Below are 25,925 nucleotides of genomic sequence, written 5' to 3' on the forward strand. Positions count from 1 at the left end.
TAACCTCTCGTACCGCGCTGCCTGCCCGGATTGTGGCGGCGAACTCGACCGACAGCGACGCGCGACGTGAGTGTGGAGCCCCGGCGGATCCGCTCGCTCGCGGTCACCCGCGAGGACGCCGTCGCCGCGTACGAAGCCCGCGAGCGTGGCCGCAAGCCAACCGTACTCCGCGTCGTTGCGCCCCTCTCCGGGCGGATGCGTGCCCGACTCCACGTCGCCACCGAAGCGCCCGGCCCAAACGAACTCCACCTCCACCCGGCGACGTTCGTCGCCGACCCGCCGCCGTTCCCCGAGGTCGACGAGACCGAGGACGAACTCCGGGAGTGTGGGGAGTACGACCTCGACCGACACCGAGCGGCCCACGAGCGGGCGGTCGCCGAGTGGCGCGAAACCGTCTCGGCACAGCTCCGTGAGCGGATCACGCTCCCGCCGACCGACGACGCGGACGAGGGCCACGAGGTCACGGTCAGCTACTTGGGCTGAGTCGGTGCCGTGGGAATCGACTCGACGTCAAGCGAGTGCGTCGGTTGTCGGCGCGTCGACGCCGCGAAGAAAAATCGTGATCGGCCGCGCTCAGAGCCGTTTCAGGTTCGTCGCGCGTGGGCCTTTGTCTGCCTCCTCGATATCGAACTCCACCTCCTGTCCTTCTTCGAGGTCCGGGCCGCCGACGTCTTCCATGTGGAAGAACACGTCGTCGTCCGCCTCGTCAGTCTCGATGAAGCCGTAGCCACCCGTGTCGTTGAAGAACGCAACCTTGCCTGTCGCCATCGCTATCTCCGTCGCTGGTGTAGCAGTTCCAGCGACAAATAGGTGTGGGTGTGCCCAACATACCCATCCGGAGCTTTTTGCAGTCTCCGACCCACCGCCCGGTCGTGAGCCGAGACACCATCAGCGACGACACCCACGGCGTCGTCTACGAGTTCGCCCCCGAGATGGATGCCGTCAGGGAAGTCGAGCCGGGCACCAGCCTCACCTTCGAGACGCGGGACAGCCTCGACGGGGTCATCCAAGACGACGACGACCTGCTCGACCGGATCCCCGAGGAGGTCAACGCTGCCACCGGCCCCGTCGCCGTCGAGGGCGCCGAACCCGGCGACGTGCTGAAAGTCGAGATCGAGGACGTGCGCCTCGCCGAGGACCACGGCCGGGTCGTCACCACGCCCGGCTTCGGCCTGCTGCAGGACGACCCCGATATCGAGGCCCCGTTCACCCGGATGACGCCCGTCGAGCCTGCCGAGAACTACGACGACGGCCGGCCGCGCGTGCGCTTCGCCGAGCGATCCATCCCTGTGGACCCCTGTATTGGCACCATCGGCGTCGCGCCCGCCGAGGAATCCTACACCACGCTCGTCCCGCACGACCACGGCGGGAACCTCGACACCAACGACGTGACCACCGGCTCGACGCTCTACCTCCCGGTGTTCCAGCCCGGCGGCATGCTCGCGATGGGCGACTCGAAGGCCGTCATGGCCGACGGCGAGATGTGCGGCACGGGCGCCGAGATCGCGACTGACGTGGACGTGACGCTGGACCTGCTCAAGGACCCCGAGTTCGACCTCCAGCGGCCGCTGATCGACACGGGCGAGGCGTGGAAAACCGTCGCCAGCGCGGAGACACTGGAGGAGGCGTCGAAGCTCGCTCATAAGGACGCGATCGAACTCCTCTCGGCCGAACACGGGTTCGGGCCGACGGAGTCCCACGCGTTCGGGAGCCTCGTCGGCGGGCTGGAGATCTCGCAGGTCGTCGACCCGCTGGTGACAGTGCGGAACGCGATCCCGAGCGAGCACGTGTCGTCGCCGTTCTGAGGCGGGTACTCAGGGGTCGGCGGGGAGACGTTCGAGCAGTTCCAGATCGCTGCTCCCGAGGAGGTCTCGTAGCTCCGCGAACTCGTCCTCGTCGAGGTAGATCCGGTTTGCGTGGGTGTCGTCCCTCGCGAATATCGGGTTCCCCTCGCTGTCGTCGATGTGGAGTTCGATGAGGGGATCCGAGAGCAGCTTGATGGCGTCGTTCAGGGTCCGGGTCGTCGCTTCGACTCGCCCCTCGATCGTGCCGTCTCCCGTCTTCACCGCGTCGTCCCCTCGGAGTCTTTCGACGGCCTCGCCGTCGACGTATTCGCCGAGGAGATCCGTGATTCCCAACAGCCGGATCGATCCCGGCGTCCGGCCCGTGACCGCGAGTGTCGCGTCGGCGAACGCCCGCACGATCGCCGATCGCTCGGATCGATCCACGTCCTCCGTGTGAATGTAGTAGGGTTCGGTCACTTCTCGGAAGCCGGCAGCATGCGACTTAAATGACGGTTACCGACTACTCCCCGAGCAGTTCCAGTAACAACGCCTGCTGGGTCGGCTTGCGGTTGCCGGCCTGCTGCCAGACCACCGAGTTCTCGCTCTCCAGCGCGCCGTCGGTCACCTCCCGTCCGCGCTCGGCGGGCAGGCAGTGCAGCAGCTTGACGCCGCCGGCGAGCAGCTCCTCGTCGACCTGGAACCCCTCGAAGGCGGGCAGCTTCTCCTCGCTCTCGCCCATGCTCACCCACACGTCGGTGTAGACGGCGTCGGCGCCGTCGGATCGGTGATCCGACGAGGATCGCGAACCATCGGTTCGCTCACCGCCGGCGACGGCGGCCTCGGGGCTGTCGTAACAGGTCGGCTCGCCGCCCAGCGAGGCCGCGGCCGCGAGCGCCTCGTCGTCGACGCCGTAGCCCTCCGGCGTCGCGATATGGAGGTCCACGCCCGCGAGCGCACAGCCGATCACGAGCGAGCGCGCGACGTTGTTGCCGTCGCCGACCCACGCGAGCGTCACCTCGTCGAGGTCCTTCCCGCAGTCGGCCGCCAGTTCCCGCAGCGTCAGCAGGTCCGCGAGCGTCTGGCAGGGGTGTGCTTCGTCGGTCAGGGCGTTCACCACCGGCACGTCGGCGTACTCGGCCATCTCCACGAGGTCGTCGTGGCTGTTGAGTCGCGCCACGATGGCGTCGACGTACCCCGCGAGGGCGCGGGCGGTGTCCTTCAGCGGCTCGCCGTGGCCGAGATGGATGTCGTCCTGCCCGAGGAACGTCGGGTGGCCCCCGAGTTCGCTGACGCCGGCCTCGAAGGAGGTCCGGGTGCGCGTCGAGGGTTTCTCGAACACCATCGCCACGGTCCGGTCGTCGATCCGGGCCGGCTCCTCGCCGGCCTTGACCGCGGCCGCCCGGTCGAGCAGCCGCGAGAGCGTCGTCGGCGAGAGCTGATCGATCGTGAGGAGATCCGTCGGGAACGTGGTAGTAGTGTCGTGCATCGGTCTGAGTAGATTAGTCGATGAGCTGTTCACAGGCAGTCGTGAGTACGGAAACCGCGCGGTCGAACGCCGCGAGGGGAAGTCGCTCGTCGGGTGCGTGATCGAGGTCGGCGTCGCCGGGGCCGTAGGTAACGACGGGGACCCCCCACGCGTCGGCATAGAGGTTCGAGTCGGCCGTGCCGGTCTTGTGGAGGTGTGTCGGCTCGCCGCCGGCCGCGCGGATCCCCTTCCGCAGCGCCGCCGGGAGCGGCCCGCGTGGCGAGGCGACGTGGGGCGGGATCGACGCCCCCCACGAGAGGGTTCCCTCGTCGAGACAGCTCTCGACGAGCGCGCGGACCGAGTCCGGGGTCGCACTCGGCGGCACGCGGAAGCGCGCCGACATCGACGCAGCGACGGCCGATCCGTCGTCGGTGAGGCCACCGGCCATCGACTCGGTCGTGGCGGTGATCGTGTCGAAGCCGCCCGGCTCCGCGTCGCCGTTCTCGTCGGCGACGGCCGCGCGGACGCGTTCCCACCACGCAGTCGCGTGGTCGATGGCGTTCGATTCGGGCCGGGAGCTGTGGCCCGCCGGCGTCGAGGACGTGTACTCGGCGCCGACGATGCCGCGGTAGCCCAGCGATATCGCGTCCCAGCCGGAGGGCTCGCCGTTGATGACCGTCTCGGGCGCCTCGCGGTTCTCGATCAGGTGGAGCGCGCCGCGGGAGTCGGTCTCCTCGCCGACGACGCCGACGAAGGAGGCGCCCGTCTCGACTGCCACCACCGCCATCGCCGCCAGCGGACCGGTGGCGTCGACGCTGCCGCGCCCCCACAGCACGGGGCCGGGGACGCCGAGTTCCGAGTCCCCGTCCTCGACACGAACCGGGATCTCGCCGGGGACGGTGTCGATATGCGAGGTCAGCAGCACCGAATCGTCGCCCGGCGCGTGGAGGTTCCCGGCGTCGTCTACGAACGCCTCGCGGCCGTGTTCGGCGAAGAAGCCAGCGAGGTGGGCCACCGCGTCGGCCTCCTCGCTGGAGGGTGAGGGGATCGAGACGAGTTCCGCCAGTAGCTGCCGGCCGGTCGTGTTCAGCGCGCCCGCCGGGTCCGGGACGCTCCCCAGGAGCGTGTCGCCGCCGTCGGCGACCGGTGCCTCGTCGTCCGCTGTGGGAACGCTCACGAGAGCACCTCCACGAGCGCGTCGACGACGCTGTCTGCGTCGCCCTCGTCGATGGTCAGCGGCGGCAGTAGGCGCACGACGGAGCGCCCGGCGGGCAGCGCGAGTACCTGCTGGGAGAGCGCCAGATCACGGAGCACGCGCATCGAGCCCCGCTTGACCTCGATGCCGATCATGAGCCCCGCGCCGCGCACCTCACGCACCGGGAGGTCGTGTTCCTCGACGGCTGCACGGAGTTCCTCGCGGAGGTACTCGCCGACGACAGCCGCGTTCTCGGGGACGTTCTCGGCCTGTAGCTGTGTCAGCGTCGCGCTCGCGGCGGCGGCCACGAGTGGGTTGCCGGCGAACGTCGAGCCGTGGTTCCCCGCGCCTTCGGCGATCCAGTCCGCACAGAGGGTCACGCCGAGCGGGAGGCCGGAGGCGACCCCCTTCGCGGCGGTCAGGACGTCCGGGACGACGCCCGCCTGCTGGCAGGCCCACATCGTCCCCGTGCGGCCGACGCCGGTCTGGATCTCGTCCAGTACGAGCGCCGCGCCGGCCTCAGTCGTCGCCTCGCGGGCGGTCTGGAGGTAGTCGTCGCCGCCGGGATGGACGCCGCCCTCGCCCTGGATCGGTTCGATGAAGACAGCGGCCGTCTCGTCGTCGACGGCTTCGGCGAGCGCCTCTGAATCGCCGTAGGGGACGAACTCCACCCCGCTCGGCAGCGGGCCGAACGGGTCGCGGTAGTCGTCCTTCCACGTCAGCGAGAGCGCACCGAGCGTGCGGCCGTGGAACGCGCGCTTGGCTGCCACGACCTTCTCGCGGCCCGTCGCCGAGCGGGCGAACTTCAGCGCGGCCTCGTTGGCCTCGGTGCCGGAGTTACAGAGCCAGACCTTCGGGAGGTCGCCCGGCGCGACCTCGGCGAGCTGTTCCTGCAGCGCGGTCCGGGTCGCGACCGGGTAGGAGCCCTGCACGTAGAGCAGGTCCTGTGCCTGTTCGGTTATTGCGTCGACGACCGCCGGCGGGGAGTGTCCCAGCGGCGTGCAGGCGTAGGAGGCGCCGAAGTCGAGGTACTCAGTGCCGTCCTCGGCAGTGAGCGTCGCGCCCGAACCGGACTCGATGGCGATGGGCTTCTGTGAGAAGACGAACCCCTCGCCGCTCATTCGGCGTCACCCCCGTCGGCCGTGGCTGCCGTATCGTCGGCGCCGTCGGCCTCGGCGTTTCCGCCACCGACCGCCCCCTGATCGATCCACGTCCCGTGACCGTCGAGCGCAGCCAGGAGCGGCTTGCGGAGGCCCGCGTCGGAGATGACGACGCCCGTTGCGCCGCCCGAAAGGGCTTCCTCGGCAGCGTGGACTTTGCGGCTCATGAACCCCTCTGCAGCGTCCTCGACAGCCGCGAACTCGGCGGGCGTCGACGCCGCGTCGATGAGGGTGTCCGGGTCCTCGGGGTCGGCGTAGACCCCCTCCACGTCGGTGAGGAGGACCAGTTCGCCCCCGAGTTCGGCCGCCAGCAGCGCTGCCACGCGGTCGGCGTCGGCGTTGACGGCGGTGCCGTCGTCGGCCAACATCGGCGGCGAGACGGTCGGCACGTAGCCGTCGGAGAGCAGCGACGAGAGGAGCCCGGCGTTGACCGCTTCGGGCTTGCCCGCGTGGTCGCCGCGGCGGATCTTCTTCTTGCCGTCCTCCAGCACGCGGACCGCAGACTTGCGCGGGCCGGTGACGAGGCCGCCGTCGACGCCCGAGAGCCCGACGGCGTTGACTCCCGCCGCGCGGAGGTCGGTCACCAGTTCGGTGTTGAGTTTTCCGGGGAGCACCATCGAGAAGACCCCCATCGTCTCCTCGTCGGTGAAGCGGCCGGAAACCCCGGAGGGGGTGGTGACGTACTCGGGTTCCTTTCCCATCGCTTCCAGCGTGTCGTCGACGGCAGTCGAGCCGCCGTGGACGACGACGACCTCACGGCCGGCGGCGACGACGTGGGCCACGTCCTCGATCACGCCAGCCGGATCGACCGCGCGAGCGCCGCCGATCTTCACGATCAGCGGGGGCTGGTCCGGGCCGACCGCCGCGTTGGACTCGCTCATGGCGATCCCACCGGGTGCAGTCCCAGTTGGTTCAGTCCGGCAGTCTCGTCGAGGCCGAACGCGAGGTTGGCGGCGTGGACCGCCTGCCCCGCGGCACCCTTCATCACGTTGTCGATGGCCGCGAAGGCGACGACGCGGTCGCCGTCGGCCGCGAAGCCGACCTCCGCGAGGTTGGTGCCCGCGACGGACTTGGGCTCGGGGTAGCGGTACACGCCCCCGCCGCCGGCGACGAGGCGGACGAACGGCTCGTCCTCGTAGGCGTCGCGGTACGCACTCCAGAGGTCGGGCGTCTCGATCTCTCCCTCCGCAGCCTTCCCGCCGGTCGGGAAGGTGTGGCAGGTCGCGGCCGCGCCGCGGACCATGTCCACCGCGTGGACCGAGAAGGAGAGCGAGAGCCCCAACTGCTCCTCGATCTCGGCCTCGTGGCGGTGGCCCGTGGGCGCGTACGGGCGGACGACGCCCGAGCGCTCGGGGTGCGAGGACGCCGGGCCGCCGCCGGCGCCGCCCTCCGAGGAGCCGACTTTGAGGTCGGCGACGACCTGATCGTCGGGAGTCAGCAGGCCGGCGTCCACGAGCGGCTTGAGCGCGAGCATCGTCGCCGTGGCGTTGCAGCCGCCGGAGGCGACGATGTCGGCGCCGTCGAGCCCCTCGCGGCCGAGTTCGGGCAGCGCGTAGACCGCGCGGTCGAGGTACGCCGGCGCGGTGTGACCGTCGTACCACTGGTCGTAGGCCGCCTCGCTGCCGAGGCGGAAGTCGGCCGAGAGGTCGACCAGCGTGTCGGCGGCGTCGAGGTAGGCCTCGACGTTCTCCATCGAGACACCGTGGGGCGTCGCCGCGAACAGCGCGTCGACCGCGTCCAGGTCGTCGGGCGCCGAGAAGCGCAGGTCGAGTTCGCGGAGGTTCGGGTGGACGTAGCCGACCGTGCGGTTCTCGTACTGGCGCGAAGTGGCCTGAACGACCTCGAACTCGGGGTGGGCTGTCAAGAGGCGGAGTAGCTCGCCGCCGGCGAAGCCGGAAGCGCCGACGACGCTCGCGGTGAGTGTCACGCTTCGGCCCCCGCGGTCGCGGCCTCCTCGCTCGCGAACTCGCGTTCCAGCCAGTCGACGATCTCGCCGGCCACGTCGATATCGACGGCGGCGTTCAGCGCCTTGAACTCCACCGTGTGGTTCACCTCGTGGACGGTGTAGCCGTCCTCCAGTTCCATCAGGTCGACGCCGAGCAGCCCGCCGCCGACGGCCGCGCTGGCCTCGCGGGCGAGGCGTTCGACCTCGTCGTCGATGTCGAGCGCCGCCGTCTCGGCGCCCGTCGCGGCGTTGGTGAGCCAGTGGTCGGAACTGCGGCTCATCGCCGCCACCGGCTCGCCGTCGACGGTGACGACGCGCAGGTCGCGGCCGGGCTTCTCGACGAACTGCTGAACGTAGAAGACGCTGTGCTCGTAGTGACCCAGCGTCTCCTTGTGTTCGAGCACGGCCTCGGCGGCCGAGCGGGACTCGATCTTCGCCATCAGTCTGCCCCACGACCCGACGACCGGCTTCAGCACGCAGGGGTAGCCGAACGCCTCGATCGCCTCGAGTGCCGACTCCTTCGTGAACGCGACGGTGGTCTCGGGGGTCGGGACGCCCGCATCGGCCAGCGCGAGGCTGGTCTCGACTTTGTCCGCACAAACCCTCGCGGTTTCGGGGTTGTTGACCACCGGCACGTCGTAGTGTGCGAGGAAACGCGTCGCGTACTTCGAGCGCGAGGTCGCCAGACAGCGGTCGAGCACCACGTCACAGTCCCCGAGCGGTTCGGGGGCCTCGCCGAGCCCGAACGTCGTCTCGCGCACGTCGACCTTGTGGACCTCGTGGCCGCGCTCGCGGAGCTCGGTGAGCAGGAGCTTCTCGTCCGGGCGTATCCGGGAGTAGAGCAGACCGACCTCCATCACTCCCCCCAGTCTTCGGCGAGGTCGGGCGCCTCCGCCAGTTCGGCGGGATCGACGCCCACGACTTCGAGTTCGGTGCCGCAGCCGCCACAGTCGACGATCTCGCCGACCTCGGCGTCCTCGGGCAGTGCAACGGCCGCGCCGCAAGTCACACAGTCTGCTTCTGACATCGTACTCGGTTCGAGGCGACGGGGGTACTTTAATCCATCTACTTCAAAACTGCAAAAAAGCCCCGTGGAAGCCTCTACGGGGATATTTCGGACGAATCGGTGCCGCGCGGAACCGGCCGCAGCGGCGCGAAGTGAGTCGTGGCCCGGAGGGGCCGCGGCCGTCGTGGCCGCCGCCGGAGTCGGCCCGGCCGGCGCCGGTTCCCGGCCCGGAGCCGCCGCCGACCCCGAGAGAGTCGTGGCTGTCGCCGCCGGAGCCGGACGAGCGTCGCAGCGAAATTCGCCTCAGACATAGTCGGCCACCTCCGCGGCGAGGCGTTCGTCCGCCGCTGCCAGCCCTTCACGGTGGGCGTCGACGGCGGCGGCGTGGTCGTCGTACGTCTCACGGAGCCGGGTGAGCGAGTCTTCGACCGCCGACGCCGCCGGGCCGCCGTGGGAGTCGCGCGCGGCGACGCTCCCGGCCGGCGAGAGCAGGTCCGCGAGCGTCTCGTCGTCGACGTAGGCCGAGAGCGGCTCGTCGAGCACCGCGTCGGCGGCCGCGGCGAGCGCGTCGATCTGGTCGTCGACCGTGGCGCCGTCGTCGATCGTCGTCACGGACTCGGCCACGAGTTCGTGTGCGGTACGGAACGGCAGCCCCGCGGCCGCGAGCGCGTCGGCGACGCCCGTCGCCGTCGAGAAGCCGGCGCCGGCATCGGCCGCGCAGGCCGCGGCGTCCCAGTCGGCGGTGGCGACCGCACCGGCGGCGACCTCGGTCGCCTCGGTAGTGATGTCCACCGCGTCCCACGCGTGGGGCGTGGCACGCTGTAGGTCGCGGTTGTACGCGCGGGGGAGCCCCTTCAGCGTCGTCAGCAGCCCCGTGAGGTCGCCGACGGCGTCGCCGGCGACGGCGCGGACCAACTCCAGCGAGTCGGGGTTCTTCTTCTGGGGCATGATCGAGGAGGTCGAGGCGTAGGCGTCGTCCAGATCGACGTGGCCGTCCTTCGCGCCCTCGATCAGGTCCGTCGAGAGTCCCGAAAGCGTCGCCGACAGCGCGGCGAACGCCCCACAGCCCTCGATCAGGAAGTCGCGCGCGGTGACGGCGTCGGCGGCGTTCTCGATGGTGTCGTGGAACCCCAGCAGGTCGGCGGTGCGCCCGCGGTCCACGTCGAAGGTGGTGCCGGCGAAGGCGGCGGCGCCGAGCGGCGAGCGGTTCGTGCGTTCGTACGCCGCGAGCAGGCGGTCGGTGTCGCGCGCGACGGCGCCGGCGTAGGACGCGAGCAGGTGGCCGACGGTGGTCGGCTGGGCGTGCTGGCGGTGGGTGAACCCTGGGACCACGGTCTCGGTCTCCGCGGCCGCGGCGTCGAGAAGCGCGCCGCGGAGGTCCAGCGTCGCCTCGGCGGCGTCGAGGAGGTCCTCGCGGAAGCGATAGCGGATACAGGCCGCCACCTCGTCGTTGCGCGATCGCGCGGTGTGCATGCGCCCGCCGGCGGGACCCACGTCGGCGACGACCGCCGACTCGATGGCCTCGTGTACGTCCTCGCCCTCGGGGAGCGCGTCGTGGCCGGCGTCCTCGACCGTGTCGAGCGCATCGAGGATGGCGCCGGCGTCGTCGTCGCCGATGATCCCCTGCTCGGCCAGCATCACCGTGTGGGCACGGTCGACCGCGAGGTCGGCCGCGAAGATGCGCGTGTCGGCGTCGAGACTCGACATGAACGAGCGTGCCGGGCCGCCGGCGAAGCGCTCGCGGCGGACGACGGTCTCGGCGTTCCCGCCCGTGTCCCCGGACATCTACTCCCCGCCGTCGGTCGATAGCGTGGTTTTCTCCGGTTCGGTCTCGGTTTCGGCGTTCGCGGCCACGTCGTTGGCCAGACGCTCCTGGAAGCCGTGGTACTTCGCCACGCCGGTCGCGTCGGCCTGCTCGATGCCGTCGACGGTTTCGGTGTTGAACGAGGCGGCGTTCTCGGAGTAGACGCCGTACTCGGACTCGCGGGCGACCGGGCGGACGTGCCCGCCCTGTAGCTTCACCGTCACCGTGCCGGTGACTTTCGACTGGGAGGCGTCGAGGTAGCCGTTCAGGCTCTCGGTCAGCGGGGAGAACACCAGCCCGCGGTAGGCCTGTTCGGCCCACTGCTGGTCGATCTGGGGCTTGAAGTCGCGCTCGGTCTTCGTGAACACGTACTGCTCCAGCCCCTCGTGGGCCGTGAGCAGGACCGTCGCCGCCGGGTGCTCGTAGTTCTCGCGTACCTTCAGCCCGAGCATGCGGTCCTCGAGCATGTCCGTGCGGCCGACGCCGTGGGCGCCCGCCAGTTCGTTGAGTGTCTCGATCAGTTCGACCGGCTCCAGCGCCTCACCGTCGAGCGCGACGGGGTAGCCGTCCTCGAACGTGATTTCGACCAGCTCCTCGCCGCCGCTGGGCGTCTCGGTCCAGTCGTAGATGTCCTCGCTCGGGACGTGGCTCGGATCTTCGAGGTCGCCGCCCTCGACCGAACGGGACCAGAGGTTCGTGTCGATGCTCCACTCACCCTCGTTGCCGGCCTCGACGGGCAGGTCACGCTCGGCGGCGTACTCGACCTCCCACTCGCGGGTCAGGCCGAGTTCGCGCACGGGGGCGATGACTTCGAGGTCCGAGCCGCGCCAGACCGTCTCGAAGCGGAGTTGGTCGTTCCCCTTCCCGGTGCAGCCGTGGGCGATGGCGTCGCAGTCCTCCGCCTCGGCGACCTCGAGGATGGCTTCGGCGATCACGGGGCGCGCGAGCGCGGTCCCGAGCGGGTAGCCCTGGTAGGTGGCGTTCGCGCGTACCGAGTCGAAACAGAGCGACGCGAACTCCTCGGTGGCGTCGACGACGTGGATGTCGAGGCCGAGGGCGTCGGCGGTTTCGCGGGCCTCGGCGAACTCGGCTTCGGGCTGGCCCACGTCGACGGTCACGGCGACGACGTCGTCGTAGCCGTACTCCTCTTTCAGTAGCGGTACACAGACGGTGGTGTCGAGACCACCGCTGAACGCGAGTGCGACTTTCGTCATACACCACTCTGACGGGTGCTACCCCATAAATACAGCGCTTCTAAGTTTGGAAGAAAAGGACATACAGCACGCTACGCGGACGGGAAAGTGGTGAACGACGGCGAAACGGCGACGATGGGGTGAGATAGAGTTGGGCCTAGATGGCCCGCGGCCGGAACGCGACCCGTCGCTGTCGGGGTGCGGCGCCGACAGCGGCGGCGACGGCGGACGTGCCGTCGTTAGTCGCGCGAGTCACAGTGATCAGTCTGGGCCGGGGGTAAATAGCTGTTTCGGCGGTCGTTACTGCAGTGACGCCTCGGCCGCGCGGCCGAGTGCGGCGATGCCCGCTTCCAGTTCTTCGGGCGAGACGTGGCTGAACGACACCCGCAGCGAGCGCGTGCCCTTCCCGTCGGCGGCGTAGAACCGCTCGCCGGGGAGGTAGGTCACGCCCTCCTCGGCCGCCAGCGGGAGCATCGCTTCGGCGTCGACGCCCTCGGGGAGGGTGATCCAGAGGAAGAAGCCGCCTTCGGGCTCGGTCCACGTCGAACCGGCCGGGAGGTGCCGTCCGAGCGCGTCGAGCATCGCGTCGCGGCGCTCCTCGTAGCCCTCGAGCAGTTCGTCAAGCGTCTGCTGGTAGTGGCCGGCGTCGAAGTAGCGCCCGAGCACGCTCTGGGTGAACGTGTTGGTGCCGCCGGCGGCCATGCGACTCATCTGCTCGATCAGGGCCTCGTGAGCGACGATCCAACCGGTCCGCACGCCCGGCGCGATGGTTTTCGAGACGGTTCCCAGCCGGATCACCCGGCCCGAGTCGTCGAGTGCGGCCAGCGGCGGCGGCGACTCCCCGGAAAAGCGGAGTTCGCCGTAGGCATCGTCGGCGACGACGAGGAAGTCGTACTCCTCGGCGAGTTCGAGCACGCGCTCACGGCGCTCGTGGGTCAGCGTCGCCCCCGTCGGGTTCTGGAACTCAGGGATCGTGTAGAGCAGTTTCGGGGTCGGCTCGCCCGCGGCCTCGCGGGCTTCGAGGGTCGCCTCCAGCGCGTCGGGGTCGAGGCCGTCCGAATCGAGGTCGACACCGGTGAGTTCGGCGCCATGGTTGTCGAGCACCGCGAGGCTCCACATGAACGACGGCGACTCCACCAGCACCTCGTCGCCGGGATCGAGGAACGTCGCGCCGACGGCGTCGAGCGCGGCGGTCGCACCGTTCGTGAGCAGCAGTTCGTCCCGAGTGGCGTCGATGCCGCGGCGGCGTTCGCGGCCGAGGATTCCCTCGTGGAGGCGATCGACGTACTCGCCGCCGCCGTACTGGAGCACGTCCGATCCCTCCTCTTCGAGGACGGTGTCGACGGCGTCACGGAGCGCCGCCTCGGGGAACGAGTCGGGGTAGGGGAAGCCGTAGGTCAGGGGCACGGCGTCGGGCGCGTCGGGCGAAGCGCCGGCCGTGTAGCCGGGGTCGCCCAGGCGCTCGCGGACCGTCGTCGCGAACAGGTGATCGAACCGCTCTTCGCGTGCTTGCTCGGTCATGTGGGGAGTCAACGGCGGCGGGTCAAAAAGCCACCCGTGGCGGTGCGGACGATCCGGTAGGGGCAGAGTAGCTATATGCCACCGCTGTCGAAACCCCCGAACGAACCCGGATGATGCGCCACGATGTCGCGGTTGTCGGCGGCGGCTGTGTCGGACTCTCGGTCGCGAAACACCTCGCGGAGTCGACGGACCTCGACGTGGCCGTTCTGGAGAAGGAACACCACCTCGCCAGCCACCAGAGCGGCCGGAACTCCGGCGTGCTCCACCCCGGCTTCAACTACGAACCGGGGTCGACGAAGGCCCGTTTTGCCGCGGAGGGGACCGCGCGGATGAAGGAGTACTGCGCCGAGCACGACGTCTCGTGTGAGGAGTGGGGCGTGCTCGTCGTCGCCAAGAGCGACAGCGAGGAGCGTCGCCTCCACGAACTGGCCGACCAGGCCGAGTCGAACGGCGTCGCCTACGAACTGTTCGACTCCCCCGCGGCGATCCGAGAGCACGAACCCTACGCCGAGGGGCAGGCCGCGCTGTACGCGCCGGAGGCCGCCTCCGTCGACTCCGAGCAGTACGTCTACGCGCTCGCGAAGGAGGCCCGGAAGCTGGGGGTCACGGTCTACACCGGCTACGAGGTCGAGTCGATCGAACACGCGACCGAGGGCTACCGCCTCGACACCAGCAACGGCCGGTTCGACGTATCGCTGCTGGTCAACGCTGCGGGGCTCCACGCCGACACGCTCGCCCATCAGGTCGGCGTCGGCGAGGGGTACCAAGTGGTCCCGTTCCGCGGCGAGTACTACGAGGTTCGACCCGAGCGAGCCGAGCTCTGTGAGACGATGATTTACCCGACGCCGGACCCCGAACTCCCCTTCCTCGGCGTCCACTACACCCGGCGCGCCGACGGGAAGGTGATCGTCGGCCCCAACGCGGTGCTCGCGTTCGGCCGCGAGGCGTACGAGAACACCGACCTGAACCCGGGCGAACTGTTCGAGACGCTCACCTTCGGGGGGTTCCGGAGACTGCTCGCCTCGAAGAAGATGCTCGGGGTCGCGTGGGACGAACTCAACAAGTCCTACCGCAAGGCGATGTTCGTCGCTGCCGCCCAGCGGTTGGTGCCGGACGTGCGGGCCGACGACCTTCACAAGAGCTACGCCGGCATCCGCGCGCAGTTGGTGAGCGAGGAGGGCGAACTCGTGAAGGACCCCCTGTTCGTCGAGCGCGACGACGCCGTCCACGTCCTCAACGCCGTTTCGCCGGGGCTGACCTGCTCGCTGCCGTTCGGCGAACACATCGCGGAGACGATCGCGGCGAAACGCTGACCGTCGTGGCTGGGAGCGAAGGAAGCGACGATGCGACGATGCAACAGGACGGCGCCGACTATACCGTCCGCTTCTCGAGCAAGGTGTTGGCGATCAGTTCGGCGGTCGCTCGCCGGAGCGTCTCGCTGGTGGAGGAACTCTGGATCCCGAGTTCCTCCGCGAGTTCCTGCTGGGTGGTCTCGCGGGGGACGTGGAAGTAGCCCATCTCCAGTGCGGTGATGAGGGTGTCCCGTTGCTTGCTCGTGAGGCCGTACTCCATGTCGATCTGGTCGGCGGAGACGGAGTAGACCCGCTGTACGTCCAGCGAGATGTGGAGTTCGCCACAGCGCTGCCGGAAGTTCGAGAGGCTCTCCCGGTCGGGGAAGCGGAGCGTGAACTGCCACGTCCCCGAGGAGCCGACGCCGTCGAGAATCGTTCCCTCCTCCTCGGCGATGCTGTACAGGAGGCTCTGGACCTGTTCGGCCCACTGGGCACGGTAGAGCGCCGAGTCCGTCAGCCGGAGGTGTTGGTGGATCTCCTCGACGGTCGGGTCGCTCTCGATGGACTCCTCGAACTCGTCGAGTGACTTCCCCGAGACCCAGAAGTACGGCATGGCGCGGTTCCCCGTCGGGATCACCTCCTCTAAGGTGATCGTCACGTCGAAATCCACGTTCAGTGTCCGCCCGAGGACGAAGTCCTCGGAGTCGATGGACACTTCGAGGATACTGCTCATACCTCAGCGGTCGCTCCCCTCCGATTTATGCGTATTGGCCGGGAAGAGCCGGCTCGTTTATGCGTGCTGTCGCGGGTCCGACGCCCCCGAGGAACTATCCGACGCGCCTCCGACGGTCGGGCCATGAGTGGGGACATTGAGGGGGTGCCGACGAGCGGCGCCGGCGCGAACGGCGTCGGCGGGGTCCGTGCACGAGTCGCCGCCGCCGCGGTCAGTACGGTCGGCATCGCGTTGCTCGGCGTGCCGGCGTTCGACATCTGGGACGACGCGAGCAACCTCGGCTGGGGGCTCGCGGCGACGGTGGTCGAGAACTCGGTGCTGATCGTGCTCGCGTCGGTGTTGGTCGGCGGGGGGATCTGGCTGTTCAGGCGGGACTGGGCCGACGGTGACGTGGTACTCACCGCCCGGTGGACGCTCGGTGGCGCGGTCGTTACTACCGGGGTCTACGCCCTCGTCATCCTCCTCCAGTTGGACGCGATGGGGGAGGTGAAACCGTACGTGCTCGCCGCCGACGGCGTGTTGATGGCCTCGGTCGCCGCGTTCGGCGTCGGCCTCTACGACGTTCGCCGCCGGCGAAGTCGCCGGGAACTGCGCACCGAACGCGACCGCTTCCGCTCGTTCTTCGACGGGACCGAGGCCCGAATCGTCACGGTGTTCCACCGCGACGGGGAGCTTCGGGCCCGCGACGCCAACCCCGCCTTCGACGACACGTTCACCGTGGGGTTCGACGAACTCCTCGACGCCGCCGAGCCGACCGACGACAGCCGGTTCGACCGCGAACAGTTCGTCGGCGCGACGCTCCGTCACGAGCCGTACCGGGAGGAGATCCACGTCCCGCCGTCGAAGCTGACTGCCGCCGCCCGTGACGAGGACGACGAGCGGCTGACCGAGGGACGGTACTACGACTTCCGGACCGTCCACGTCGCCGAGGACGAGACGTTCGTCGTGTTCCCGGACATCACCGCCGGCAAGGAGCGCGAACAGCTACTCGGCGAGCGAACCGAGCGGTTGGCCCGCGAGAAGTCCGAGCGCGAGCGAACCCTGGAGGAGCGTACCAACCAACTGGAGTTCCTCCACTCGCTGTTGCGCCACGACGTCCAGAACGGGATGATGGTGATCGACTCCCGGGCGGAGATCATGCGGGACGAACTGGACGGACGCAACGAGGAGTTCGCCACGACCGTCCTGACACGGGCCCGCGAGATCTCCGACCAGATCGACCGGATCCGGACCGCGCTCAACACGCTCACCGACGGCACCGACACCGAGCCGGTCGACCTCTCCGGGCTGCTGGAACGGCGGATCGAGACCTTCCGGAACAACTACCCCGAGGTCACCGTCGACGCGCGGATCGACGCCGGGCTACGGGCGGAGGCCGACGACATCTTCGACGACGTGGTGGCGAACCTGCTCCGCAACGCGGTCGAGCACAACGACAAGGAGCAGGTCCAGATCGAGGTGTCGGCGACCGACGCCGGCGACGAGGTGCGCGTCGAAGTCGCGGACAACGGCCCGGGCATCCCCGCCGCGGAGCGCGACCAGGTGTTCCGCCGCGGCGTCTCGAACGCCAAAGCCGGCGGACCCGGCGGCTCGGGCTTCGGCCTCTTCTTCATCGACACGATGATCGAGAGCTACGGCGGGGCCGTCCACGTCGAGGACAACGACCCCGAGGGCGCGCGGTTCGTCCTCACCCTCCCGAAAGGTGAGACGACGTTCGACGGCTAACGGAGGGCAGGGAGACTCGCACACGCGGACGGCGGGGCGTACGCTTTTCAGGATGTCTTTCGTTTGGGCGACAATCGATGGATCAGTCTGATCCACCCGTCGTGCTCGCCGTCGACGACGACGACGACGTGCGGACCACCTACGAGCTCTGGCTGAACCGCGACTGGGAGGTCCGAACCGCCTCGGGCGGCGAGGAGGCCCTCGAGGAACTCGACCCCGCCGTCGACGTGGTGCTGCTCGACCGCATGATGCCCGGGCTCTCGGGCCGGGACGTGCTCGCGGCGATAGGGGACCGCGAGGCCGACCCGCAGGTGGTGATGATGACCGCCGTCGACCCCGGTCTCGACATCGTCGAGATGCCGTTCGACTCCTACGTGACCAAACCGGTCGACCGTGACGAACTCAACGACACCGTCGACACCATGCTGGAGCGTCGGGAGTACGACGACCGGCTGCAGGCCTACTACGCGCTTGTCGAGAAGCGGGCGACGCTCGAAGCCGAGAACACCGAGTCGGCACTGCAGGACGACGAGCGCTACCACGAACTCGGCGACCGGATCGAGGAACTGGAGGGCGAACTCCACGCGGAGATGGGCGACATGGACACCGCGGAGTTCGCCGCGCTGCTCGACGACGTGGTCTGAGCGGCCAGGTGTTACGTTCCCGACACTCCATCGGCAAGAAAGGTTTTGCCGGTAGATGGCGAACCGGTGGGCATGGAACAGACGACACTCACGCGACGTGATGCCCTCCGTGTCGGCGGCGCAGCAGCGCTGGTCGGTCTCGCCGGCTGTTCCGGGAGCGGCAGCCTGGGCGGTAGTGCAACCGTCTACGGCCAGTGGACCCCCGAACAGGAGGGCAGCGGCGCCGACCAGAGCGGCGAGTCGATGCGGGCGATGAAGCCCTCGACGCTCGCGGAGAACCGCTACGTGCTCGGCGACCGCTACGACCTGATGGCGGCGTTCCTCGACCCGCCCGTGCCGACGCTGGAGTTCGGAGAACTCGACTCAGTCTACTACAACGGCGGCTGGGCGACCTCGCTCTACGGCGTCGAGGCCGAGTTCGACCAGTCGGCGATGGTCACGGCCTATCAGGAAGAACAGGGGGCTGAATCAGTCAACAGCACCTACGAGGGCTACGAACTCTACCGGATCGACGCGACGCTCACCTCCTACCTCGTCGGCGTCGCCGACGGCCGCATCGCCATCGCGGGCAACGGCGACCGCGACCGCGCGGCGATCGAGTCGCTGATCGACGCCCGCGAGAAGGGGAACCGACGGGCCAGCAACGACGGCCCGCTTGCCTCGATCCAGTCGGCGGTCGGGCAGGAGTCCCACACGCAGGTCTCACTCGGCGACGACGTGGGGCTGCAGGTCGGCGAAACGACGCCGACGGCCGTCGCCACCGGGTTCAGCGTCTCCGACAGCGAGAACGACCTCGTCACCCTCACCAGCGGCTTCGTCCTCCCCGAGACGGTCTCCGACCCGGAGGCGGCCGTCGAGGCGCGGGTCAGCGCGGACGCATCCGTCGGCGTGCTGAACTTCTCCGAGGCCGACGTGAGCACCGACTCGGGCGTCGTCGTCGCCACCGAGGAGCGCGCGGCCGGCGACGCGCTCTCGTTCTGACGCGGGGTCGCTGGACTGTCCTCGCGTTTCGGCCGGTCCCGCCGAGGCGTTACTCCTTCGCCTCGGTGGACGGGCCAAGTACGTCGACGTTCGAAACCGGCTCGAGGAGCGCCGCGAGGACGAACGCGATGAACGCGCCGCCGAACCCGAAGTAGTAGTAGGTGTTGATCAGGATGCCGAGTACGATGAGGTTCGAGAGATAGTTCAGCTGCTCTGCGGTCGCGTTATCGGAGCTCATTCACCGATCGATTCTCCCACGATAGTGATAAATCGGATGGCTGTGTCCCCGCAGCGGGGGCCGGGTACGGGGCCCCGGTTCGAACCTACTGGGGAAGCCCCGAGAACAGTTCGACGCTCGTCAGGATCCCGCTCCGGAAGCAGTCGAGCGCGAGGTTCTCGTCGGGCGAGTGGTTGTTCTCGTCCTCGTTCGCGTAGGGCACCGTCACGCAGGGCAGGCCCAGTTCACGCTCGAACACCGCCGTCGGGAGCGACCCGCCGAGGGTCGGCTTCAGGATCGGATCGGTCGCCCACGCGGCGGCGACGGCGTCCATCACCGGCTTCCGAACCGGGTGGTCAAGCGCGGTCCGCTGGGGGTACATCTGACCCATCTTCGTGACCTCGACGTCACAGACGCCGGTGGCGTGCTCGTGGACGTGAGCCTCGAAGGCGTCGTAGATCGCTTCCGGGTCCTGATCGGCGACGAGGCGCATGTCCATCTTCAGCGTCGCCGTCGAGGGCAGGACGGTCTTGCTCCCCTCCCCGCCGTAGCCCGAGGAGAACCCACAGATGTTGCAGGTGGGGTAGTAGAGCAGTTTCTCGAGGTAGCTATCGCCGGGCCCCTCGGCGAAGGCGTGGATGTCGAGGTCGGCCATGACCGCCTCGGCGTCGAACGGCATCGCGTCGAGGGCCTCGCGGTCCTGCTCGTCGATCGGGCGCACGTCGTCGTAGAAGCCGTCGATGGTCACCCGGCCGGTCTCGTCTTTGAGCGAGGCGACGATCCGGACCAACTCCCACGCGGGGTTTGGGACCGGGCCGCCGTAGTTCCCCGAGTGGAGGTCGCGGTTCGGCCCCGTCACGTCGACTTGGACGTACTGCATCCCGCGGGCGCCCATCAGGACGTGCGGGCGGCCCGAGGCGTCGATGGGGCCGTCGGCGACGTACGCGAGGTCGGCGTCGGCGAACACGTCGGCGTACTCCCGGACAACCCCGTCGAGGTTCGGGCTGCCGCTCTCCTCCTCGCCCTCCAGCAGGAGCGTGACGTTGCAGGGCAGACCGGTCGTCTCCCGCAGCGCACGGACCGCACAGAGATGTGAGAACCACTGGCCCTTGTTGTCGCCGGCACCGCGCGCGTAGATCCGATCACGGCCGTCCGGGCCCTCGCGGATCGTCGGGTCGAACGGCGGCGTCGTCCACTCGTCCGGGTCGGCCGGCTGCACGTCGTAGTGGCCGTAGACGAAGATGGTCGGCGCCTCGTCGCCGGCCACGGCGCGTTCGTCGGCGTCGGCCCGAGCGATCACCGCCGGCTGGCCGGGCGTCTCGATGCGCATCGTCTCGTCGAAGCCGTACGTCTCACAGAGCTCCTGTACCAACTCGACACACTCCGCGACGCCCTCGCCGGTCGCGCTGACCGACGGCTGGGAGAGGAGGTCGAAGAGGTCCGCGAGCTGGTCGTCCTCGTGGTCGTCGACGAACTGGCGCGCCTCGGCGCTCATCGTCGGTCACCCGTGTTCGTGTCCATGCGGGCTGGTGGCAGGGGTGGGATAAATGCGCGTCGGAGGCGGCGATAGAGGCGGCTTGGAACGGACTGATCCAAGGTCGAGAGATTATCTCGCGCGGACCTGTCACCGTGGAATACGATACGGTTATGGCCGAAACGCTGTACCCTCCGTTCGAGAAGATGTGTAGGGCCACGCGCGCCACGGCGGAGGACCGGAGCTGATGCAGTTCACGCCGGAAGTCGCCGCGTCGGCCGGGACGGCCCTACTCACCGCTGGAACCGCGGCGTACCTGTATCGCCGACGACAGCGCTCGCTTCCGATACTCTCGCTGGTGGCGTTCAACGTCGCCGTGGCGGTGTGGACCGGCGGCAACGCGCTCCAGGCGGCCGCGACGGTGCTGTCGGCGAAGCTGTTCTGGGTGAACGTTCAGTACGTCGGGATCAGTGTCCTTCCCGTCTCAATCGTCGCGTTCGGACTCTCGCTGTCGGGCAACGAGGACCAACTGTCGCGGCGGCGGGTCGCCCTGCTCGCGGCACCGTTGGTCGCGGTGACGCTGCTCTCGTGGACAAACGGCTACCACGGCCTCGTCCGCTCCTCGGTGGGCCTCGTCACCGTCGGGGGCACGGTGATGCTGGAGCGGGAGTTCGGTGCCGCGTTCTGGGCCGCCTGGCTGTACAGCGCCGCCCTGAACGTCGTCGGTACCGCGCTGGTGATCCGGGCGGTGGCGTACGCCGATCAAGTGGTCGAGCGCCGCGTCCTCACGCTGTTGCTCGCCCCGCTGGTCCCGTGGACCGCACAGTTCCTCTACCTCGCGGGCATGCTCCCCGTCGAACCGGAGGTGTTCTTCGGGGTCACGGGAGTCGCGTTCGCCTACGCGGTCCTCACCTGGCAGTCGGTCGACCCGACGCCGGCCCGCGACGCCGTCTTCGAACTGCTCGACGAAGGGGTCGTGGTCGTCTCCGGTGACGGCCACGTCGTCGACCTCAACGGGGCCGCCCGCGACCTGCTCGGACTGGGCGAGGCGTCCGTGGTCGGAGAACCCGTCGAGGCCGCCCTGGCGGCCCACCCCGACCTGCTCGACGCGGTCCGGACGGGTGAGCCCCGCGAGGACCTCGTCGTCGAGGCCGACGGGATCGGGCGTCGGCTGGACGTCCAGTTCACCTCGTTCGACAACCTCGTCGGGCCGCCCGACCGGATCACGGTGCTGGTCGACCTGACCGACGTTCGGGAACAGGAGCGGACGCTCGAACGACAGAACGAGCGGCTCGAATCCTTCGCGAGCATCGTGAGCCACGACCTCCGGAACCCCCTGAGCGTCGCGGTCGGCCACACCGAGTTGGCCCGCGAAACGTGTGACAGCGAGCACTTGGCGGCCGTCGAGCGGGCACACAAGCGCATGGAGGTACTGATCGAGGACATCCTCACGATGGCTCGTGAGGGCGACGCCGTCGACGAGGTCGAGCCGGTCCCGCTCGCCGCGACGGCGGAGTTGGCGTGGCAAGCCGTCGCCACCGACGGCGCGGGGCTCCGCGTCGACGCCGACGCGGTGATCTCGACCGATCGGAGCCGGCTCCAACAGCTGTTCGAGAACCTCTTTCGGAACAGCGTGGAGCACGGCTCGACGGGCAACCGAAGGGGATCCGGTGACCGCGTGGTGCACGACTCCCCGGATGCCCAAGTCGGGACCGCCAACGCGGAGGCAGCAGGGACGCGTTCCGGGACTTCTTCGGGGGAAGAGGCGTCGGCCGAGGCCGAGCGCGAGCACCTCACCGTCAGCGTCGGCCCGACGGCCGATGGGTTCTACGTCGCTGACGACGGCGAGGGGATCCCGGAGGCAGACCGCGAACGCGTGTTCGAACCGGGCTACTCCACCGGCGGTGGCGGGACGGGACTGGGGCTGAGCATCGTCGCCGAACTCGCCGAGGCTCACGGCTGGACCGTCGACGCCACGGAGTCCGCCGAGGGCGGCGCGCGGTTCGAGTTCTCCGGCGTCGGTCACGTCGAGGACTGAGCCGGTCGGCCGGTCAGCCGGTCGGGGTGTGCTCGTGTGCCCCGGCCGGTCGCTCAGTCCGCGAAGACGTGTTCGAGCGCCGGTTCCAGTTCCGGGTACTCCCACGTGAAGCCGTTCGCGGCCAGTTTCGCCGGGCGAACCCGGTCGCTGGCGAGCAGGAGTTCCGCACCCATCTGCCCGAACAGCAGTCGGACGGCGACCCCCGGCACCCACATCACCGTCGGCCGACCCAGAACGCTGCCCAGCGTGTCGGTGAAGGTCCTGTTGGTCACCGGTGTGGGCGTACAGACGTTCACCGGGCCGCGTACCGACGAGCTCTCGAGGAGGTGCGCGATGATCCGGACGGCGTCGGCCCGCGTCACCCACGACATGTACTGCTCCCCGGAGCCGAGGTGGCCGCCGAGGCCGAGCCTGAACGGGGGGAGCATCCGTGGCAGCGCGCCGCCCTCGGTGCTGAGGACGATACCCATCCGGGTGTTGACGACGCGAATGCCGGCCTCGGCGGCCGGTTGGGCGGCGGCCTCCCAGCGCTCACAGACCGTCGAGATGAACAGGTCACCCGGTGACGCGTCCTCCGTCAGCCAGCGGTCGCCCCGGTCCCCGTAGTAGCCCACGGCCGACCCCGAGACGAGGACCGCCGGCGGGTCGTCGAGGTCGGCGAGCGCGCTCGCCACCAGCCGAGTCCCCTGCACGCGACTCTGCTCGATCCGTCGTTTCGTTCCTGTGGTCCACCGCTGGTCGATGGGCTCCCCGGCGAGGTGGACGACGGCGTCGAACCCCTCGAGGCGCTCGCGGTCGATCGTCCCGACGGCCGGGTCCCACTCGATGCCGTCGACGCCGCCGGTTCCGGGGCGGACGAGCCGTGTCACTTCGTGGCCGGCCCCTTCGAGATGGGGGACGAGCGCACGGCCGATCAGGCCCGTGGAGCCGCTGATGAGGATGTTCATGGTCTCGGTGTCGGTTCGTGTACGGCCCGCCACCCGACCGTCAACACGGGACCCCGACGTCGACGAGGTGCCGCCCCTGCTGTCGGCGCTCCCGTCGGCGCCGGGTCTCGCGTTCGAGGCCGACGTAGGCGACGTACCACTGGATCGGGGTGAGCAGAGCACCGACCGCGAGCAGGAGAACGCCGAGCAGCACGCCGCGTCGCCAGGTCCAGAACCGGGCCTCGTGTGTCGTGATCATGGGTCTCTCCGGTCCGTCGCGGCGGACACACCCGTCCCATGTCCCGTGTATCGGCGCGACGACGAACACAGGAGGGAGTTGGTACCGGGCGAGAATAGCTGTTCACGCTGGCTACCGAAGGTCGATCGGCGGGAGGGCGAACAGGAGCGACGAAAGGGGCGGGTCGTGGTCAGTCCGAGAGGTGAATCTCCCGGATCTCCATGATCCGGTCGTCGGCCTCCAACTCCGTGACCGCAGCGTCGGGCATGTCGTCGTCGAGGCTGTACACCGTCAGCGCCTCGCCGCCGATGGTCTCACGAGCGTTGTACATCCCCGCGATGTTGACGCCGTGTTCGCCGAGCACGGTGCCGATCAGCCCGATCACGCCCGGCGCGTCCTCGTTACGGGCGACGAGCATGTGGCCGTGGGGTAGCGCGTCGACGCGGTAGCCGTCGATGGAGACCAGTCGGGGCTCCTCGCCGGTGAACAGCGTGCCCGACACAGAGAGTTCGTCGTCGCCGTCGCCGACGGTGACGGTGAGGAGGCTCCGGAAGTCGTCGGAGCTTCGCGTCTTGCTCTCGGTCACGTCGACGCCGCGCTCCTCGGCGACCCGTGGGGCGTTGACGGCGTTGACCTGCCACTCGAGCGGCGCGAACGCGCCCTGCTGGGCGCTCGCGGTGATCAGTTCCACGTCCTCCTCGGCGATCTCGCCGGCGTAGCTCACGCCGATCTCCTCGATGCGGCCGTCGAACAGCTCCGCGGCGACGCGGCCCGCGGTTTCGGCGAGGCCGATGTAGGGCTCGATGCGCGGGAACGCGCTCTCGTCGACCGACGGCGCGTTGAGCGCGTTCATCACCGGCTCACCCGCGAACGCCGCGAGCACCTGTTCGGCCGTGGCGACGGCGACGTGTTCCTGTGCCTCGGCCGTCGAGGCCCCGAGGTGGGGCGTAAGGACGATCTCCTCGGCCTCGCGCAGCGGCGAGTCCGCGGGCAGCGGCTCCTTGGCGAACACGTCGAGGGCGGCGCCGGCGACCACGCCGTCGTCGACCGCCTCCGCCAGCGCCGCCTCGTCGACGACGCCGCCGCGGGCGACGTTGATGACGTAGCCGTCCTCCATCTGGGCCAGTTCGGCCTCGGAGATCAGCCCCTCCGTCTCGTCGGTCAGCGGGACGTGGACGGTGAGGAACTCCGCGCGCTCGATACACGCCTCGAGTTCGACCAGTTCGGCGCCGATCTGGTCGGCGCGGTCCTCGCTGATGTAGGGATCGTAGGCGACGAGCTCCATCCCCAGCGCGCCGAGTCGCTTGGCGGCCTCCTGTCCGACGCGGCCGAGGCCGACGATGCCGAGCGTCTTGCCGTTGAGTTCGGTGCCGAGGAACTCCCCCTTCGCCCACGCGCCGTCGACCATGCGCCCGTGGGCCTGCGGGATCGAGCGCGCGGCCGCGAACGCCATCCCGACGGTGTGTTCGGCCGCCGCGCGGACGTTCCCCTCCGGCGCGTTGGCGACGACGACGCCGTGTTCGGTCGCCGCGTCGATGTCGATGTTGTCGACGCCGATACCCGCGCGGCCGACGATCTGGAGGTCCGGCGCGGCGTCGAACACGGCCTCGTTCACGTCGGTTCCCGAGCGGACGATCAGGGCGTCGGCGGTGGAGACGGCGTCGAGGAGGTCCTCTCCCTCGGCGTCGTAGGCGGTGGCGACGTCGTGGCCGGCACCGCGGAGCCGCTCGATGCCGGCGTCGGCGATCGGGTCCGTAATGAGTACTCGCACGGTCGGGTGGAGCCCCCGTCGGGACATAACGCTTTCTCACGCGTGGCACGGAACAACACGGTTTTTGACCATACTCGTGGATATATCTTCGTGGAAGTGTGAATACCTATCCAGCTATGTGCTGTTCCACAAGCGGAATAAGCGGGGGGCCCGCAGGGGGCGTATGACGCTCGTCGCCTTCGACTTCGATGGGACGCTCTCGGACGCGGAGATGCTGGTCGGCCTGGGTGATCGCTTCGGCGTCGCCGAGGCCATCGGCGACATCACCGCCCGCGCGATGCGGGGGGAACTCTCCTACGCCGAGAGCCTCCGCGAGCGCGCCGCCATGCTCGAGGGGCTCCCCGAACACGAGGCCGCCGCGGCCTACGAGGAGACCACCCTTCGACCCGGTGCCGCGGCCGTGATCGAACGGCTGAACGACGCCGGCCACACGACCGCGATCCTGACCGGCGGGTTCACGCCGGGCGTCGAGGCGGCGCTCACCCGTGACGGCGCCGACGTGGACCGGATCGTCGCCAACGAACTCCCGACCGCCGATGGAGCACTCACGGGCGACGTAACCGGCCCGCTGATCGAGGGGACCAAGGACGACGCGTTGACCGACCTCTGTGGGACGTACGGCGTCGACCCGGCCGACACCGTGGCGGTCGGCGACGGCGCGAACGACCTGCCGATGCTGAAAGCCGCGGGCCACGCGGTCGGCTTCGAACCCAAGGACCCCGTCGAACCGCACTGCGACGACGTCGTCACGTCGATGGACGCGCTCGGCGGACTGTTCGAGCGGACGGGACTGTTGGAGTAGCCCCGCGCGTC

The 25,925-nt window shown here is 69.5% G+C and carries 26 protein-coding genes; 8 read left to right on the plus strand and 18 right to left on the minus strand.

The genetic code is table 11. From position 1 onward, the window contains the following. Positions 1-66: 66 nt before the first annotated feature. On the plus strand, positions 67-483 hold the full coding sequence (locus NO998_RS07095) for a DUF8009 family protein (protein ID WP_267646408.1): 417 nt from the start codon (positions 67-69) through the stop codon (positions 481-483). A gap of 90 nt (positions 484-573) precedes the next feature. Here NO998_RS07095 and NO998_RS07100 read toward each other — a convergent pair whose 3' ends face one another. Beyond that, a complete protein-coding gene (locus tag NO998_RS07100; RefSeq protein WP_267646409.1) occupies positions 574-768 on the minus strand; it encodes a cold-shock protein in 195 nt (64 codons plus the stop codon). A gap of 104 nt (positions 769-872) precedes the next feature. Here NO998_RS07100 and NO998_RS07105 point away from each other — a divergent pair, with 104 nt between their 5' ends. Then, positions 873-1,805, plus strand: coding sequence for an acetamidase/formamidase family protein (locus NO998_RS07105; RefSeq protein WP_267646410.1), 933 nt, complete (start codon positions 873-875; stop codon positions 1,803-1,805). A gap of 9 nt (positions 1,806-1,814) precedes the next feature. On the opposite strand, the gene NO998_RS07110 is transcribed toward NO998_RS07105, so the two are convergent. From NO998_RS07110 to NO998_RS07160, 11 genes are all read right to left on the minus strand, one after another. Next, positions 1,815-2,261 carry a hypothetical protein gene (locus tag NO998_RS07110; RefSeq protein ID WP_267646411.1) on the minus strand — a complete coding sequence of 149 codons (447 nt, stop codon included), beginning with the start codon at positions 2,259-2,261 and terminating at the stop codon, positions 1,815-1,817. A 43-nt stretch (positions 2,262-2,304) separates the two neighbouring features. Beyond that, positions 2,305-3,270 carry an ornithine carbamoyltransferase gene (argF, locus tag NO998_RS07115; protein WP_267646412.1) on the minus strand — a complete coding sequence of 322 codons (966 nt, stop codon included), beginning with the start codon at positions 3,268-3,270 and terminating at the stop codon, positions 2,305-2,307. 13 nt (positions 3,271-3,283) lie between these two features. Then, a complete protein-coding gene (locus NO998_RS07120; protein WP_267646413.1) occupies positions 3,284-4,426 on the minus strand; it encodes a [LysW]-lysine hydrolase in 1,143 nt (380 codons plus the stop codon). Next, the gene (locus NO998_RS07125) at positions 4,423-5,565 is read right to left on the minus strand and encodes an aspartate aminotransferase family protein (protein WP_267646414.1); all 1,143 of its coding nucleotides are present in this window, start codon (positions 5,563-5,565) and stop codon (positions 4,423-4,425) included. The genes NO998_RS07120 and NO998_RS07125 overlap by 4 nt, the downstream gene beginning before the upstream one ends. Then, a complete protein-coding gene (locus NO998_RS07130) occupies positions 5,562-6,485 on the minus strand; it encodes an acetylglutamate/acetylaminoadipate kinase (RefSeq protein WP_267646415.1) in 924 nt (307 codons plus the stop codon). Before NO998_RS07130 ends, NO998_RS07125 begins: the two co-directional genes overlap by 4 nt. Then, entirely contained in the window at positions 6,482-7,531 is a 1,050-nt protein-coding gene (argC, locus tag NO998_RS07135) for an N-acetyl-gamma-glutamyl-phosphate reductase (RefSeq protein WP_267646416.1), read from the minus strand. Before argC ends, NO998_RS07130 begins: the two co-directional genes overlap by 4 nt. Then, positions 7,528-8,406 (minus strand): lysine biosynthesis protein LysX, encoded by an 879-nt coding sequence (gene lysX, locus NO998_RS07140; protein WP_267646417.1) that lies wholly within the window; start codon positions 8,404-8,406, stop codon positions 7,528-7,530. The genes argC and lysX overlap by 4 nt, the downstream gene beginning before the upstream one ends. Continuing rightward, positions 8,406-8,576 (minus strand): lysine biosynthesis protein LysW, encoded by a 171-nt coding sequence (gene lysW, locus NO998_RS07145; RefSeq protein WP_267646418.1) that lies wholly within the window; start codon positions 8,574-8,576, stop codon positions 8,406-8,408. Before lysW ends, lysX begins: the two co-directional genes overlap by 1 nt. A 282-nt stretch (positions 8,577-8,858) precedes the next feature. Next, on the minus strand, positions 8,859-10,340 hold the full coding sequence (gene argH / locus NO998_RS07150; protein ID WP_267646419.1) for an argininosuccinate lyase: 1,482 nt from the start codon (positions 10,338-10,340) through the stop codon (positions 8,859-8,861). Continuing rightward, positions 10,341-11,573 (minus strand): argininosuccinate synthase, encoded by a 1,233-nt coding sequence (locus tag NO998_RS07155; RefSeq protein WP_267646420.1) that lies wholly within the window; start codon positions 11,571-11,573, stop codon positions 10,341-10,343. A 279-nt stretch (positions 11,574-11,852) separates the two neighbouring features. Next, on the minus strand, positions 11,853-13,073 hold the full coding sequence (locus NO998_RS07160) for an aminotransferase-like domain-containing protein (protein ID WP_267646421.1): 1,221 nt from the start codon (positions 13,071-13,073) through the stop codon (positions 11,853-11,855). 110 nt (positions 13,074-13,183) lie between these two features. Here NO998_RS07160 and lhgO point away from each other — a divergent pair, with 110 nt between their 5' ends. Next, positions 13,184-14,386: an L-2-hydroxyglutarate oxidase gene (gene lhgO / locus NO998_RS07165; protein WP_267646422.1), complete on the plus strand. Its 1,203-nt coding sequence runs from the start codon at positions 13,184-13,186 to the stop codon at positions 14,384-14,386. A gap of 58 nt (positions 14,387-14,444) precedes the next feature. Here the strand turns inward: lhgO and NO998_RS07170 are convergent, their stop codons facing one another. Beyond that, positions 14,445-15,098, minus strand: coding sequence for a helix-turn-helix domain-containing protein (locus NO998_RS07170; RefSeq protein ID WP_267646423.1), 654 nt, complete (start codon positions 15,096-15,098; stop codon positions 14,445-14,447). A gap of 123 nt (positions 15,099-15,221) precedes the next feature. Between NO998_RS07170 and NO998_RS07175 the strand changes: the two genes are divergently transcribed. From NO998_RS07175 to NO998_RS07185, 3 genes are all read left to right on the plus strand, one after another. Beyond that, a complete protein-coding gene (locus NO998_RS07175; RefSeq protein ID WP_267646424.1) occupies positions 15,222-16,823 on the plus strand; it encodes a sensor histidine kinase in 1,602 nt (533 codons plus the stop codon). A 77-nt stretch (positions 16,824-16,900) separates the two neighbouring features. Beyond that, the gene (locus NO998_RS07180; RefSeq protein WP_267646425.1) at positions 16,901-17,467 is read left to right on the plus strand and encodes a response regulator transcription factor; all 567 of its coding nucleotides are present in this window, start codon (positions 16,901-16,903) and stop codon (positions 17,465-17,467) included. Positions 17,468-17,539: 72 nt separating this feature from the next. After that, positions 17,540-18,448, plus strand: coding sequence for a hypothetical protein (locus NO998_RS07185; RefSeq protein WP_267646426.1), 909 nt, complete (start codon positions 17,540-17,542; stop codon positions 18,446-18,448). Positions 18,449-18,497: 49 nt separating this feature from the next. On the opposite strand, the gene NO998_RS07190 is transcribed toward NO998_RS07185, so the two are convergent. Next, entirely contained in the window at positions 18,498-18,686 is a 189-nt protein-coding gene (locus tag NO998_RS07190) for a hypothetical protein (RefSeq protein WP_267646427.1), read from the minus strand. An 85-nt stretch (positions 18,687-18,771) separates the two neighbouring features. Further along, positions 18,772-20,160 (minus strand): M20/M25/M40 family metallo-hydrolase, encoded by a 1,389-nt coding sequence (locus NO998_RS07195; RefSeq protein WP_267646428.1) that lies wholly within the window; start codon positions 20,158-20,160, stop codon positions 18,772-18,774. 226 nt (positions 20,161-20,386) lie between these two features. On the opposite strand from NO998_RS07195, the gene NO998_RS07200 reads away from it, so the two are divergent. Continuing rightward, on the plus strand, positions 20,387-22,177 hold the full coding sequence (locus NO998_RS07200) for a sensor histidine kinase (RefSeq protein ID WP_267646429.1): 1,791 nt from the start codon (positions 20,387-20,389) through the stop codon (positions 22,175-22,177). Between the two features lie 53 nt (positions 22,178-22,230). Here NO998_RS07200 and NO998_RS07205 read toward each other — a convergent pair whose 3' ends face one another. The 3 genes from NO998_RS07205 to serA all read right to left on the minus strand — a co-directional run bounded on the left by NO998_RS07205 (position 22,231) and on the right by serA (position 25,112). Beyond that, complete coding sequence (locus NO998_RS07205; RefSeq protein WP_267646430.1) at positions 22,231-23,124, minus strand: TIGR01777 family oxidoreductase; 894 nt, start codon at positions 23,122-23,124, stop codon at positions 22,231-22,233. Between the two features lie 40 nt (positions 23,125-23,164). Continuing rightward, complete coding sequence (locus NO998_RS07210) at positions 23,165-23,362, minus strand: hypothetical protein (RefSeq protein WP_267646431.1); 198 nt, start codon at positions 23,360-23,362, stop codon at positions 23,165-23,167. A 169-nt stretch (positions 23,363-23,531) separates the two neighbouring features. After that, entirely contained in the window at positions 23,532-25,112 is a 1,581-nt protein-coding gene (gene serA / locus NO998_RS07215; RefSeq protein ID WP_267646432.1) for a phosphoglycerate dehydrogenase, read from the minus strand. 163 nt (positions 25,113-25,275) lie between these two features. Here serA and serB point away from each other — a divergent pair, with 163 nt between their 5' ends. Further along, on the plus strand, positions 25,276-25,914 hold the full coding sequence (gene serB, locus NO998_RS07220) for a phosphoserine phosphatase SerB (RefSeq protein WP_267646433.1): 639 nt from the start codon (positions 25,276-25,278) through the stop codon (positions 25,912-25,914). Positions 25,915-25,925: the final 11 nt, after the last annotated feature.

This window comes from Halolamina litorea (genome assembly GCF_026616205.1).
Lineage (GTDB): Archaea > Halobacteriota > Halobacteria > Halobacteriales > Haloferacaceae > Halolamina > Halolamina litorea.